The following is a 13052-nucleotide window of genomic DNA, read 5'->3' as shown; positions in this document are numbered from 1 at the left end:
TCAGTCGGGCACGTCGTCCCACGTCGTGCCCGGCTCCAGGTAACCGGCCAACTGGTTCTCCCGCAGCGCGTACGCGATGACCAGCAGGGCGTGCTTGTCCAGTTCGGGCAGCCGGTCCAACGGGAACCACCGCACGTCCAGCGACTCGTCGTCGTTGACCCGGGCGGTGCCGGCCACCAGCCGGCACAGAAACCCCAGGTTGAGGTATTCGCACCGGTCCCCGTTCGGGTACGTGTGCGGGTGCGACACGGCGCTGGACATCCGCACCGGCGCGACGTCCAGCCCCGTCTCCTCACGCACCTCGCGGACCAGCGCGGTGGCCGGCTGCTCGCCCGGCTCGACGAAACCACTGATCACCGACCAGCGCCCGTCGTCGGCGCGCTGCCCGAGCAGCAGCTCACCGGCGTCGTTGCGGACCACCGCGCTGACGCTCGGCAGCCAGAGCAGGTCGTGGCCGACGTGCTTGCGCATGCCCACGATGTAGTCCGGAATCGCCATCCGGCGATCATAGGCCGCGACGGCTCTGGCCAACGCCGTCGCGCGGGCGCTCGTCGGGCGTCAGCCCGACCAGTTGACCGTACGGCGGAAGCGGTCGTACTCCCTGCCAAGTTCAGCGTCGATTCGTTCCATGCGGGCCTCGCTGAGCGCCACCGAGGGGTCCTGCCACGCGCGACCGGCGAGCATCTGGCGCCGCACTCCGGTCGGCGGATGAGCGGCGAACAGCGACGCCCCGTCGCGGACCGACAGTTGCCGCAGCAGCGGTAGTTGGTCGGCCCTGGTTACCCGGGACTCGGCCAGGGCGGAACGCCACCGGTCCGGGCCGTGTCCCGCTCGGGTCTCCCGACGCACTGCCAGCTCCAGCGACTCGGTGATGAGCAGGATGTCGAGGAATTCGGTAGCGGCGGTCGTGCCGGCCGCCCGGCCGGCGAGATCGTCCGCGAGGTATTCGGCGCGCTGGCTGTCCCGCAACGCCACCGCCACGAGCAGTAGGTACGTGGCGAAGAGCACCCGCGACACCACCCACTGGAACGCGCGGCCCAGCGCGTCGCCCAGCATCTCCACCAGCCCGGCCCCGACGTTGGTCCGCACCGGCCGGAACAGGTCGGCGGCCGAGCCGAGCATGGTGAACACGGGCTGGGTGAGCAGCCCTCGGCGTGGGTCATTGTTGACGAAGTGACCGAGTTCGTGGCCGAGCAGCGCCACCCGGCCACCGGCGGGGAGTGAACCCCAGAGCGGAAGCCCCAGGCAGAGCACCTTTCGCCGCCGCAATCCGACAGTGCCCGCGTACGCGTTGATGGCGCCGTCCACGCCCACCACGTCCGGCAGCGGTGCCCCGACAGCCGTGGCCACCTCGTCAATCAGGCCGAACAACTCCGGTGCCTGGTCGCGGTCGAGCACCTCCAGTTCCGGGTCGAGGCGACCGAATCGGGGCCGCAGTGCGATCGCGAGACCGACCATCGCCACACCCGGCACGACCGCCAGGTTGGGAAATGGGAACGCCACGATCAGCCATCCGCCGACCACCGCGAGCGCGATCACCGCCGCCATCAGTAGCAGTGACGCTGCCGCAGTGAGCGTCCGAGCGGTACCGGAACCGCTTGTGCCCAGCGGTCGCCCGACCAGTTGGGTGAACTGCCGCCTGGTGGCCCGGAATGCCATCCGGTAGGTCCACCGGTCGATCCACCTCCACCCGAACTCGCGTCGGCGTCGTGCCGGGTCGTAAGCGTCCAGATTCCACTCGCAGCCGGGACACCATGGCACCGCATCTCTAACCGACGCCGTTGTCGACCCACACCCCGGGCACGCCCCCGTGCTGGTCACCGTATTGATCACGAACGCAGATCATGCCCCAGGCCGGCTTCGTGCAGGATCCGGCTGTTCGTCCGACCTCTTTTCCGTGTTTCGGCCCGACAAAGCCAATGCATATCTACTGTGGAGATCGTCGGCGACTTGTGCGATCCGGTGGCGGCCGGCCGGTTCGCGGTGCACAGTGATTCCCATGAGCGACAGCGAGCGTGGTGGGCAGTTCTACTGGTGCACCCGGCATCACCGGGTCGAGACGGACGCCAACGTGTGTCCGGCGAAGCACGTTCTCGGGCCGTACGACTCGGCGGCCGACGCCGAGAACGCCCTGCAACGAGTGCAGGAGCGGAACGAGGCGTGGGATGCCGAGGACGCTCGTTGGGCCGGGGACGACAGATAGGCGGCGCGGGACGGCTCGCGCCGAGGCATTTCGTGCTCCGCGAGGACGCACGCGAGAGCACGTCCCCCGAGGAGGGAACCACGATGGCCGAAGCACAGCAGGCCACCAAGCGCCCGGCCGCCCGACGCACCACCGCGAAGAAGACCGCCGCGGCGGAGCGGAACACGGCGGCGAGCCGGACCACCCCCGTGCGCAAGTCCACCGCCGGTGCAGCGAAGGCACCGGCCCGGAAGGCCGCCGGCGCGGCAGGCCGCGCGCCGGCCAAGAAGACCACCACGGCGGCGAAGAAGGCCCCCGCGAAGAAGGCACCGGCGAAGCGCGCCACGACCAAGACCACCGTCGCGGCCAAGAAGGCGCCGGCGAAGACCGCTGCCGCCACCCGCAAGACGACCGCCACCGCCAAGCGCGCCCCGGCGTCGGCGGCGCGCAAGACCACCGTCACCGCCAAGCGCGCCCCGGCGTCGGCGGCGCGCAAGACCACCGTCACCGCCAAGCGCGCCCCGGCGTCCGCGGCGCGGAAGACCACCGCCGCCGCGAAGAAGACCACCGCTACGGCGAAGAAGACGACGGCCTCGGCGGCGAGGAAGACCACGGCCGTGAAGGCCCCGGCGCGCAAGACCACCGCTGCGGCGAAGGCCCCGGCGCGCAAGGTCGCGACCAAGGCGTCCGCCGCCAAGAAGACAACGGCGAAGAAGACGGCAGCGGCGAAGAAGACCGCGTCCACCCGCCCCAGCGGCGGCGCGCGCAAGGCCCCGGCCAAGAAGGCCCCGGCCGCGAAGGTGACGGGCACCTCGTCGACCACCGCCCGCAAGGCGGCGGCGAAGAAGGCCCCGGCGAAGAAGACCGTCGCGGCCAAGGCACCGGCGCGCAAGGTGACCGCCCGCAAGTCGCCGGCCCGGCCGGTCGCCGCCCGAGCCACCGCACCGAAGGGCGCCCGCTCCGCCGCCCGCAAGGCGACCGGCTGAGCACGGACCACCTCTTGCCAGGTGGAATTCCCGGCCGGTCACCGGAAGCGGATCACCGGTGGCACTGTCAGGATTGACCCGTGGTCATCCGACGCGTACTCGCGCCCCGCATCGACTTCGGCGCGTTGCGCCGGGAACTCGGCCTGCCCGAGGATTTCCCGGCCGACGCCCAGCGTGAGGCCGACGAGGCGGCTGCGGCACCGCCGCAGCCGCCCGTCGACCGCACCGACATACCGTTCGTCACCGTCGACCCCGCCACCTCCCGCGACCTGGACCAGGCGATGCACCTCGCCCGCCGCCCGGGCGGCGGCTACCGGGTGCGGTACGCGATCGCCGACGTCGCCGCGCACGTCACCCCTGGTGGCGCGCTGGAAGGGGAAACCTGGCGGCGGGGGCAGACCATCTACCTGCCCGACGGGAACGTGCCGCTGCACCCGCGCACCCTCAGCGAGGGTGCCGCCAGCCTGCTACCCGACGTCGACCGGGCCGCGGTGCTCTGGACCATCGACCTGGACGCCGACGGTGCCACCGTGGCCGTCGAGTTGGAACGCGCCCTGGTCCGCAGTCGCGCCAAACTCGACTACCCAGGTGTGCAGGCGGCGGCCGAGGCCGGACGGCTGGCCGACCCGATCGCCCTGCTGCCGGAGATCGGCGACCTGCTGACCGCGCGGGGGTTGCGGCGCGGCGCCATCAACCTGCCGCTGCCCGAGCAGGATCTGGAGCCCGACGGTGAGGGCTGGCGGCTGGTGCTGCGCGCGCCGGTGCCGATGGAGGAGCACAACGCGCAGATCTCCCTGCTGACCGGGATGGCCGCCGCCGACATCATGCTGGCCGGCCGGGTCGGCCTGCTGCGGACCATGCCGGCGCCCAAACCGGAGGCGGTGCAGCGGCTCCGGGCCGCCGCGGCCCCGCTGGGCGTGCACTGGCCCGACGACGTGGGGCCGGGACAGGTCATCGCCGCTCTGGACCCGGCCCAGCCGCGCGCCGCGGCGTTCATCGACCAGGCGGCCGAGCTGATGCGCGGTGCCGCGTACACCGCCTTCGACCAGACGCTGCCGGAGCAGCCGGAACACGGCGGTGTGGCGGCCGCGTACGCCCACGTGACGGCCCCGTTGCGGCGGCTTGCCGACCGGTACGCCACCGAGGTCTGCCTGGCCCTGCACGCCGGCCAGCCGGTGCCCGACTGGGCCCGCGCCGCGCTGCCCCGGCTGCCCGAGGCGATGGCGAGCACCGACCGGGTCGCCTCGTCGGCCGCTCGTGGCGCCGTCGAGTTGGCCGAGGCGGCGGTGCTGGAACACCGGGTCGGTGAAACCTTCGACGCGGCCGTCCTCGACGTCGACGCCCCGTCCAACGGCAAGTCCCGGCCCCGCCCGCCCGGTGGCACCGTCGCGCTGGACGCCCCGCCGGTACGCGCCCGCTGCCTCGGCCAACTGCCGCTCGGCGAACGCGTCCGGGTCCGGCTGGTCACCGCCGACCCGGCGGCCCGAAGCGTCCTGTTCGAGCTGGCCTGAGCGCTGCCGGTGCCCGTCGGCGCCGGGGGAGTCCGGGGCAGCGGGGATTCTCACAACGCTCGGCGCTGCTGACCCACCGGGCGGTTTGCGAGGATGAGGCCATGGCATACGACGCGAGCACGCTGCCCGACGTGTCCGGGCTGACGGTCGGCATCATCGGTGGCACCGGCGACCAGGGGCGGGGCCTCGCCTACCGGTTCGCGCGGGCCGGTCAGACGGTGCTGATCGGATCGAGGTCGGCGGAGCGGGCCGCCGAGTCCGCGGCCGAGATCGCCGCCCTGCCCGGGGTGCCGGCCAGCGGCAGCGTCACCGGTGCCGCCAACGACGAGGTGGCCCGACGCAGCGACGTGGTGATCATCGCGGTGCCGTGGGACGGGCACGCCGCCACCGTCGCCGCCCTCGCCGAGCCACTCGCCGGCCGTATCGTCGTCGACTGCGTCAACCCGCTCGGCTTCGACAAGCAGGGCCCGTACGCGCTCACCGTCGCCGAGGGCAGTGCCGTGCAGCAGGCCGCCGCGTTGCTTCCCGACTCCCGGGTCTGCGCCGCGTTCAACCACGTCAGCGCGCCGCTGCTCGCCGACCCCGAGGTCGACCGGATCGATCTGGACGTGCTGATCTGCACCGAGGACCGCGAGCTGGTCGACATCGTCGGCGCGCTCGCCGCCCGGATCCCCGGCATGCGGGGCATCTACGCCGGCCGGTTGCGCAACGCCCACCAGATCGAGGCGTTCACCGCCAACCTGATCGCCATCAACAAGCGCTACAAGGCCCACGCCGGCATCCGCGTCACCGACCTCTGAGCCTCGGTGTCGGGGTGTCCCCAGCGCGGGGGACACCCCGACATCGCTGGCTAGAAGGTGTGTTCGGCGGCCGGGAACTCGCCGCCGCGGACCTCGTCGGCGAACCGGCGGGTGGCGTCGGTGAGGGTGCCGGCCAGGTCCGCGTACCGCTTGACGAACCGGGGGGCCTTGCCGGTCCGCAGCCCGGCCATGTCCTGCCAGACCAGCACCTGCGCGTCGGTGTCCGGGCCCGCGCCGATGCCCACTGTGGGAATCGGCAGCTCGTGGGTGATCCGCTTGGCCACCTCGCCGGGCACCATCTCCAGCACCACAGCGAACGCGCCCGCCTCCGCCACCGCCCGCGCGTCGGCCAGCACCTCGTCGGCGGCGTCGCCCCTGCCCTGCACCCGGTAGCCGCCCAGGGTGTGCTCGCTCTGCGGGGTGAAACCGATGTGCGCCATCACCGGGATGCCGGCACCGACGATCGCGGCGATCTGCGCGGCGTTACGGCGGCCACCCTCCAACTTCACCGCGTGGCAGCCACCCTCCTTCATGAACCGGACGGCGGTCCGCAGCGCCTGGGCCGGGCCCTCCTCGTACGAGCCGAACGGCAGGTCACCGACGATCAGCGCCTGCCGGGTCGCCCGCACCACCGCCCGTACCAACGGGAGCAGCTCGTCGACGGTGATCGGCAGGGTCGTCTCGTAGCCGAACACGTTGTTCGCGGCCGAGTCGCCGACCAGCAGCACCGGGACCCCCGCCTGATCGAAGATCGACGCGGTGTACTGGTCGTACGACGTGAGCATCGGCCACCGCTCGCCGCGCTCCTTGGCGGCCATCAGGTCGCGGGTGCGGACCCGTCGGGTGGCCGGGCCGCCGTACAACGCGGTCACCTCGTTCGGAGTGGACTCCACCATCTCTGTCTCCCTTCCTCGAGGCCGCCTGCGCGGTCCCCGGGTTCCGTCGCGATCGTCGCACCGCGCGACGTGCTGACGGCAGGGCCCAGTGCAAGATGTCACTCCACCCCGGGGCGAGAAGGCGGCGACGTGACCGCCAGGTCACCGTGCGGCGGCGCCGGGCCGCGCCACCGACCCGGCACCCCCAGGGGTACGGCTCAGCCGTGCTCGCGCCACCGGTTGGTGATCGGCAGACGGCGGTCCCGACCGAACGCCTTCATGGAGATCTTCGTGCCTGGCGCCGACTGCCGTCGCTTGTACTCGGCGGTATCCACCAGCCGCAGCACCTTGTCCACGATCGCCGGGTCGTGACCCGACTCGACCAGCCCGTCACGGCCGAGGTCGCCGTCGACGTAACCGATCAGGATCGGGTCGAGGACGTCGTAGTCGGGCAGGCTGTCGCTGTCGAGCTGGCCCGGGCTCAGCTCGGCGCTGGGCGGCTTCCCGATCGAGTTCTCCGGGATCGGGGCGGTCTCACCGCGCCGCGCCGCGTCCCTGTTCCGCCACTTGGCCAGTCGCCAGATCAGCGTCTTCCAGACGTCCTTGACCGGGTTGAAGCCGCCCACCGAGTCGCCGTACAGGGTGGAATAGCCGACCGCCAGCTCGCTCTTGTTGCCGGTGGTCAGCACCAGGTGGCCCTCCTGGTTCGACAGCGCCATCAGGATCACGCCACGGACCCGGGCCTGCAGGTTCTCCACGGCCACCCCGGACAGCGACAGGTTGGCCAGGAAGCCGTCGACCATCGGCTGGATCGGCTCGACGCGGTAGTCCAGGCCGGTGCGCTTGGCCAGGTCTGCGGCGTCCTCCCGGGAGTGCTCCGAGGAGTGCTGGCTGGGCAGCGACACCCCGACCACCCGGTCCGGCCCGAGCGCGTCGACGGCGAGGGCGGCCACCACCGCCGAGTCGATGCCGCCGGAGAGGCCGAGTACCACCGAGGGGAACCGGTTCTTGTTGACGTAGTCGCGCAGGCCCAGCACCAACGCCTGCCACACCTCGGCCTCGTCGGCCACCGGCTCGATCAGCCCGCCGGTGACGGCCGGGCCGGCCGGCGCGGGCGGAACGCCGTCCAGGGTGCTGTGCACGATCCGCATGCCGTCCGCCACCGTCTCGGTGGTCGGCGCGGCGCCGGCGGCCGGCAGCTCGACATCGTGCACGAGCAGGTGCTCGACGAACTGCGGGGCCCGGGTGAGCAGCCCACCGTCGGCGCTCACGATCATCGAGTCGCCCTCGAAGACCAACTCGTCCTGGCCGCCGGTCATGTTGACGTACGCGATGGCGGCACCCGCCTCGGCGGCCCGGCGGCGGACCAGCGGCAACCGGATGTCGTCCTTGTTGAGCTCGTACGGCGAGCCGTTGATGTTGACGACCAGCCCGACGCCGGCCCGCCGGGCGGCGGCGAACGGACCGCCGGCCTGCCACAGGTCCTCGCAGATGGTCAGCGCGACGTCCACACCGCCGATGCGCACCACGGTCAGCGCGTCACCGGGGACGAAGTACCGGTCCTCGTCGAAGACCCCGTAGTTGGGCAGGTGGTGCTTGAAGTAGCGGGCGGCCACCACGCCCCGGTGCAGCAGCGCCGCGGCGTTACGGGCCCCCCGGCCCGCCTCGGCGTCCCCGCTGACCTGCGGCGGCCCGTCGGCGTCCAGGTAACCGACCACCACCGGCAACTCGCCGAGACCGTCGGCGGCCAGGTCGGCGGCCAGCCGTTCGACGGCGGCCCGGGACGCGGCGACGAAGGACCGCCGGAAGACCAGGTCCTCGACCGGGTAACCGGTGAGCATCAGCTCCGGGAAGAGCACCAGTTGGGCACCGGCATCGGCGGCCTGGCGGGTCCAGCTGCGGACCAGGTCGGCGTTTCCGGCGATGTCGCCGACGGTCGGGTTGACCTGGGACAGGGCGAGGCGCAGGGTGGGCATGCCTTCATCTTGCCCCAGCCCCGTGGCGACAATCCGTACCCTCGGACGAGATTGCCGCCACCCGCCGCCACGGGCGCCGGCCGGGCCGCGACGGCAGGAGCCCGGCCCGCCCGGCGGCGGACGTCGCGGGTCCGGCCGGGCCCCCGCTCGCCGGGCGGGACACGAGGGGACGGCCGGCGGCAGTTCGCGTAACGTCTGCGTAACCAGGCCCGGGAAGACTGGGCGATCAGGTCGGGCGCAGCCCGGCCAAGGCGGACAAAACAGTGTCGCGAGGGGTTGGGGAAGTGGACCGTCAGCAGGAGTTCGTCCTCCGGACGCTGGAAGAGCGGGACATCCGGTTCGTCCGGCTGTGGTTCACCGACGTTCTGGGCACGCTCAAGAGCGTTTCGGTGGCGCCCGCCGAGCTGGAGGCGGCCTTCGAGGAAGGCATCGGCTTCGACGGCTCGGCGATCGAGGGCTTCGCCCGGGTCTTCGAATCGGACATGGTGGCCATGCCCGACCCGACCACCTTCCAGGTCTTCCCCTTCGAGGGCGGGGTCAGCGGCGAGAGCGCCCGGATGTTCTGCGACATCCTGCTGCCCGACGGCAGCCCGTCCTGGGCGGACCCCCGGCACGTGCTGCGCCGCGCCCTGTCCAAGGCGGCCGAGAAGGGCTTCACCTTCTACACCCACCCCGAGATCGAGTTCTTCCTGCTGGAGAACGGCCCGCAGGACGGCTCGGTGCCCACCCCGGTCGACACCGGCGGCTACTTCGAGCACACCACCCACGCCGTGGCCCGGGACTTCCGCCGCCAGGGCGTGCTGGCGCTGGAACGGATCGGTATCTCGGTGGAGTTCAGCCACCACGAGGTCGCGCCCGGCCAGCAGGAGATCGACCTGCGCTACGCCGACGCGCTGACCACCGCCGACAACATCATGACCTTCCGGCACGTGGTCAAGGAGGTCGCGCTCTCCACCGGCGTGCAGGCCAGCTTCATGCCGAAGCCGTTCACCGACCAGCCGGGCAGCGGCATGCACACCCACCTGTCGCTGTTCGAGGGGGAGCGCAACGCCTTCCACGACAGCGGCGACCCGATGAAGCTGTCCAAGGTGGCGAAGTCGTTCATCGCCGGCCTGCTGGTGCACGCCCGGGAGTACACGGCCGTCACCAACCAGTGGGTCAACTCGTACAAGCGGCTCTTCCCGCAGCACCTGCCCGACCGGATCACGGAGAGCCCGGCGTACGTCTGCTGGGGTCACCTCAACCGGTCCGCGCTGGTCCGGGTTCCCGCGTACGGCAAGCCCAACTCGGCCCGGGTCGAGGTCCGCTCACTGGACTCGGCCACCAACCCGTACCTCGCCTTCGCGGTGCTGCTCGGTGCCGGCCTCAAGGGCATCGAGGAGGGGTACGAGCTGCCGCCGGGCGCCGAGGACGACGTCTGGTCACTGACCAGCGCGGAACGGCGCGCCATGGGCTACGAGGCGCTGCCGGAGAACCTCGCCGAGGCGATCGACGTGATGGCCGGCTCCGAGCTGGTGGCGGAGGTGCTCGGCGAGCACGTCTTCGACTTCTTCCTGCGCAACAAGCGGGCCGAGTGGGAGCAGTACCGCCGCGAGGTCACCCCGTACGAGCGGCAGCGCTACCTGGCGCTGTAGGCGCAGGGGCTGACGCCATTGCGCGCTGCCGCTATCGTCTCGATCACCGCGCCGGTACCCCTCCGGACGGAGAGTCGGGAGGCAAGTCGGTGCTGGAGGATCTGCTCAGCGGTGCCTGGCAGAGCGTCGTGTTCGGGATCGTCGGCGTCGGGCTGATGGCCGCCGGGTTCGGGCTCGTCGACCTGCTCACCCCGGGCCGGCTACGGGACCTGATCTGGGTCGAGCGCAACGCCAACGCGGGGTTGCTGCTCGCCGCCAACCAGCTCGGCATCGCCGGGATCGTCTTCACCGCGATCCTGACCAGCTACAGCGACTTCGGCAAGGGGCTCGCCTCCACGTTGCTCTTCGGGCTGGTCGGGTTGGCGATCATGGCGTTGGCCTTCGTGGTGCTGGACCTGCTCACCCCCGGCAAGCTCGGCGAGGTCATCTGCTCCCCGGAGCCGCACCCGGCCGCCCGGGTCAGCGCCGCCACCCACTTCGGGGCCGCGCTGATCGTCTGCGCCTGCATCGCCTGAGGCCGCGCGCGTGAGGCCGTGCGTCTGCGGGCGCGCGTCTTCGCGCATGGAGATCTTGGACAGTTTCCGTCAGCCGCTGACGGAAATCTCCGACGGTCGAGGCGCTCGCGGGCGCGCACGTCGCCGGAGGGCGTCGTACCCCGGCCGTAGCGTGCCGGGCATGAACCGCACGGATCGCCTGTACGCGCTGGTCGAGGAGCTGCGGGCGGTGTCACCACGCCCGCGTAGCGCCCGCTGGCTGGCCGCCCGCTTCGAGGTGAGCAGCCGGACCATCGAACGGGACCTCGGCGCGTTGCAGGAGGCCGGCGTGCCGATCTGGGCCGAGCCCGGGCGCACCGGCGGCTACGTCCTGGACCGCGCCCGCACCCTGCCGCCGGTCAACCTGACCGCCGCCGAGGCGGTGGCGATGGCGGTGGCGCTGCACCGGCTCGCCGACTCGCCGTTCGCCGGGCCGGCCGGCACCGCGCTGCGCAAGCTGGTGGCGGTGCTGCCGGCCGCCGACGCCGCCGAGGCACACCGCCTCGCCGGCCGGGTGCACCTGATCGGCGACGGGCCGGCCACGCCCGTCCCGGCCACCATCGCCGAGGCGGTCACCGCGCGGCGGGTGCTGCGCATCCGGTACGCCGACCGCGCCGGCGCCGACTCGACCCGTGACGTCGAGCCACTCGGCTACCTCGGCAACTCCCGACACTGGTATCTGGTGGCCTGGTGCCGGCTGCGCGACGAGCTGCGCTGCTTCCGCACCGACCGGATCCGGACGGTCCGGGCGCTGCCCGACGTGGTGGCCCGGGAGCTGCACCTGACCGATCTCGACATCCCGCACGAACGGCTCCGCCCGCTGAGCCTGGTCTGAGACGGCGCCGCGTGGACGACCACCCGGGCCGGGGTGGGCCGGGTCGACGACAACCCGGGCGGGGTGGGCCGGGTCGCCGACAACCCGGTCGGATGATCCGGAAACACCGACAGGACGCTGTCGCGGACGGCCTCGAGACTGCTTCAGACGGCGGCCGAACGGCCGGCCCGGAAATTTCTGGAGGCAACAGATGTCCAGGTCCACCACGCCCATCACCTGGTTCGAGATCGGCGCCGACCGGCCCGAGGACGCGGAGAAGTTCTACGGAGAGCTGTTCGGCTGGACCTTCGAGGAGCAGGGGCCGGCCAACGGCGGGTCCTACCGGGTGACCGGAGCCGGTGGCGACACCGGGATCAGCGGGGCGATCCGCGCGACCGACGGGAGTTCGCCGAACTACGCGATGTTCTACGCCGAGGTCGCCGACGTCGAGGAAACCTGCCGGCGGGCCGAAGCGGCCGGCGGTCGGGTGCTGGTGCCGGCGCGTACGGTGCCGAGCGGTCTCACGTCGGCCCACCTGCTCGACCCGACCGGCAATCGCGTGGGCGTGTTCTCGCCCCCGCCCCAGCAGAGCTGACCACCCGTTCCAGGGCCGGCCCTGCTCCGGCCGGCCCTGCTCCGGCCGGTCCTGCTCTGGCCGGTCCTGCTCTGGCCGGTCCTGCTCTGGCCGGTCCTGCTCTGGCCGGTCCTGCTCTGGCCGGCCCTGCTCCGGCCTGGTCTGGCGTGGCCTGGCCTGGCCTGCTCTGGCCTGGCCTGGCCTGCTCTGGCCTGGCCTGGCCTGCTCTGGCCTGGCCTGGCCTGGCCTGGCGTGGCGTGGCTGAGAAACCGGAGCCCGTGATCCACTCGGTTTTCAGGAAGTCGGGGTATCCGAGGGCGTTGGATACCCCCACTTCCTGAAAACCGAGTGGATCAAGCCGCAACGGGCCGGGTGGGGCACGTTCCGGCAGACGGACCGGGGTCGCTGGTGGTGTGCCGAGGCCGGCCCGGGCCGGGTCGGCGCGTGCCGGGTCGCTGGTGGTGCGCCGAGGCCGGCCCCGGCGGGTCAGTGCCTGCCGGGGTCGGCCCGTCGGATCACTTGCCGGGCGTACCTTCGCCGTGCTGGCCACCGGGACCGTGCGGGCCGCCCGGGCCACGGTGGCCGCCCGGGCCGGGGAAGACGCCGGCCTCGACGGCCTTGGTGATGGCGTCGGCCTGCTCCTGGGTGAGCTTGCCGTCCTTGACGGCCTGCTCCAGGCGCTGCTTGAGCGCGGCCTGCCGGTCCTCGGCGGACGGTCGCTGGGGTCGGTCGGCCGGCCGGTGCTGCTCGCGGATCTTCTCCAGGGCGGCGGTCACCTTGTCGGTGGGCACGCCCAGTTCCTTGGCGAGTGCCTCGGCGAACTCACCCTGCCGGTCGGCCTTGGCGCCCGGAGCCGGGGCGGTGCTGGTGCTCGGAGCCGGCGTGGGCGTGTCGGCGGCGAACGCCATCGTCGGGGCCGCGATCCCGACGCCGAGGACGCCGGCGGTGGCCAGGCCGGCCAGCAGGTGCTTCCTACGGATGGTGCGGGACATGCTGTCCTCCAGAGGTTCGGTGATCGTGCGCTGTCGTGACCGACAGTGACCGGGCAGCCTGGGCGGAAGCCATGGCGACCCTGTCAGCGAGCTGACAATCCTGGCCGGCGGTAGCCGAAATCGGTTGTGTCGTCGCCGGCCGAGCGGTCAGGGTGGACGATCACCGACGGAAGGA

13 protein-coding genes are annotated in these 13052 nt (G+C 72.4%); 8 read left to right on the top strand and 5 right to left on the bottom strand.

Going from position 1 to position 13052, the window contains the following annotated elements:
* Complete coding sequence (locus tag QCZ28_RS26760) at window positions 1–498, bottom strand: NUDIX domain-containing protein (RefSeq protein ID WP_279519223.1); 498 nt, start codon at window positions 496–498, stop codon at window positions 1–3.
* 60 nt (window positions 499–558) lie between these two features.
* The gene (locus QCZ28_RS26755; protein ID WP_279519222.1) at window positions 559–1548 is read right to left on the bottom strand and encodes a M48 family metallopeptidase; all 990 of its coding nucleotides are present in this window, start codon (window positions 1546–1548) and stop codon (window positions 559–561) included.
* Between the two features lie 451 nt (window positions 1549–1999).
* On the opposite strand from QCZ28_RS26755, the gene QCZ28_RS26750 reads away from it, so the two are divergent.
* From QCZ28_RS26750 to npdG, 4 genes are all read left to right on the top strand, one after another.
* The gene (locus QCZ28_RS26750) at window positions 2000–2203 is read left to right on the top strand and encodes a hypothetical protein (protein ID WP_030330129.1); all 204 of its coding nucleotides are present in this window, start codon (window positions 2000–2002) and stop codon (window positions 2201–2203) included.
* 83 nt (window positions 2204–2286) lie between these two features.
* The gene (locus tag QCZ28_RS26745; protein WP_279519221.1) at window positions 2287–3168 is read left to right on the top strand and encodes a histone; all 882 of its coding nucleotides are present in this window, start codon (window positions 2287–2289) and stop codon (window positions 3166–3168) included.
* Between the two features lie 80 nt (window positions 3169–3248).
* Complete coding sequence (locus QCZ28_RS26740; RefSeq protein ID WP_279519220.1) at window positions 3249–4679, top strand: RNB domain-containing ribonuclease; 1431 nt, start codon at window positions 3249–3251, stop codon at window positions 4677–4679.
* A gap of 101 nt (window positions 4680–4780) precedes the next feature.
* Entirely contained in the window at window positions 4781–5479 is a 699-nt protein-coding gene (gene npdG, locus QCZ28_RS26735) for an NADPH-dependent F420 reductase (RefSeq protein WP_279519219.1), read from the top strand.
* A 50-nt stretch (window positions 5480–5529) separates the two neighbouring features.
* Here npdG and panB read toward each other — a convergent pair whose 3' ends face one another.
* Both panB and QCZ28_RS26725 read right to left on the bottom strand, forming a co-directional pair.
* Window positions 5530–6375: a 3-methyl-2-oxobutanoate hydroxymethyltransferase gene (gene panB, locus QCZ28_RS26730; RefSeq protein ID WP_279519218.1), complete on the bottom strand. Its 846-nt coding sequence runs from the start codon at window positions 6373–6375 to the stop codon at window positions 5530–5532.
* Window positions 6376–6572: 197 nt separating this feature from the next.
* A complete protein-coding gene (locus QCZ28_RS26725; RefSeq protein ID WP_279519217.1) occupies window positions 6573–8330 on the bottom strand; it encodes an NAD+ synthase in 1758 nt (585 codons plus the stop codon).
* Window positions 8331–8614: 284 nt separating this feature from the next.
* On the opposite strand from QCZ28_RS26725, the gene glnA reads away from it, so the two are divergent.
* From glnA to QCZ28_RS26705, 4 genes are all read left to right on the top strand, one after another.
* Window positions 8615–9964: a type I glutamate--ammonia ligase gene (gene glnA, locus QCZ28_RS26720; RefSeq protein WP_030330117.1), complete on the top strand. Its 1350-nt coding sequence runs from the start codon at window positions 8615–8617 to the stop codon at window positions 9962–9964.
* Window positions 9965–10053: 89 nt separating this feature from the next.
* Entirely contained in the window at window positions 10054–10479 is a 426-nt protein-coding gene (locus tag QCZ28_RS26715; RefSeq protein ID WP_030330115.1) for a DUF350 domain-containing protein, read from the top strand.
* Between the two features lie 160 nt (window positions 10480–10639).
* Window positions 10640–11332: a WYL domain-containing protein gene (locus QCZ28_RS26710; RefSeq protein ID WP_279519216.1), complete on the top strand. Its 693-nt coding sequence runs from the start codon at window positions 10640–10642 to the stop codon at window positions 11330–11332.
* A 190-nt stretch (window positions 11333–11522) separates the two neighbouring features.
* Complete coding sequence (locus QCZ28_RS26705) at window positions 11523–11906, top strand: VOC family protein (protein WP_279519215.1); 384 nt, start codon at window positions 11523–11525, stop codon at window positions 11904–11906.
* Between the two features lie 494 nt (window positions 11907–12400).
* Here QCZ28_RS26705 and QCZ28_RS26700 read toward each other — a convergent pair whose 3' ends face one another.
* The gene (locus QCZ28_RS26700; protein WP_279519214.1) at window positions 12401–12877 is read right to left on the bottom strand and encodes a hypothetical protein; all 477 of its coding nucleotides are present in this window, start codon (window positions 12875–12877) and stop codon (window positions 12401–12403) included.
* Between the last annotated feature and the right edge of the window lie 175 nt (window positions 12878–13052).

This window comes from Micromonospora sp. DH14, from assembly GCF_029809455.1.
Classification (GTDB): Bacteria; Actinomycetota; Actinomycetes; order Mycobacteriales; family Micromonosporaceae; genus Micromonospora; species Micromonospora parva.
The sequence above is the reverse complement of the archived record's forward strand: the minus strand, read 5'-3'. Positions and strand labels throughout refer to the sequence as shown.

Bases quoted from the DNA above. Each gene is read 5' to 3' on its own strand.
- QCZ28_RS26760 (WP_279519223.1), bottom strand. From the start codon at position 498: ATGGCGATTCCGGACTACATCGTGGGCATGCGCAAGCACGTCGGCCAC.
- QCZ28_RS26755 (WP_279519222.1), bottom strand. From the start codon at position 1,548: ATGGCGGCGGTGATCGCGCTCGCGGTGGTCGGCGGATGGCTGATCGTG.
- QCZ28_RS26750 (WP_030330129.1), top strand. From the start codon at position 2,000: ATGAGCGACAGCGAGCGTGGTGGGCAGTTCTACTGGTGCACCCGGCAT.
- QCZ28_RS26745 (WP_279519221.1), top strand. From the start codon at position 2,287: ATGGCCGAAGCACAGCAGGCCACCAAGCGCCCGGCCGCCCGACGCACC.
- npdG (WP_279519219.1), top strand. From the start codon at position 4,781: ATGGCATACGACGCGAGCACGCTGCCCGACGTGTCCGGGCTGACGGTC.
- panB (WP_279519218.1), bottom strand. From the start codon at position 6,375: ATGGTGGAGTCCACTCCGAACGAGGTGACCGCGTTGTACGGCGGCCCG.
- QCZ28_RS26725 (WP_279519217.1), bottom strand. From the start codon at position 8,330: ATGCCCACCCTGCGCCTCGCCCTGTCCCAGGTCAACCCGACCGTCGGC.
- QCZ28_RS26710 (WP_279519216.1), top strand. From the start codon at position 10,640: ATGAACCGCACGGATCGCCTGTACGCGCTGGTCGAGGAGCTGCGGGCG.
- QCZ28_RS26705 (WP_279519215.1), top strand. From the start codon at position 11,523: ATGTCCAGGTCCACCACGCCCATCACCTGGTTCGAGATCGGCGCCGAC.
- QCZ28_RS26700 (WP_279519214.1), bottom strand. From the start codon at position 12,877: ATGTCCCGCACCATCCGTAGGAAGCACCTGCTGGCCGGCCTGGCCACC.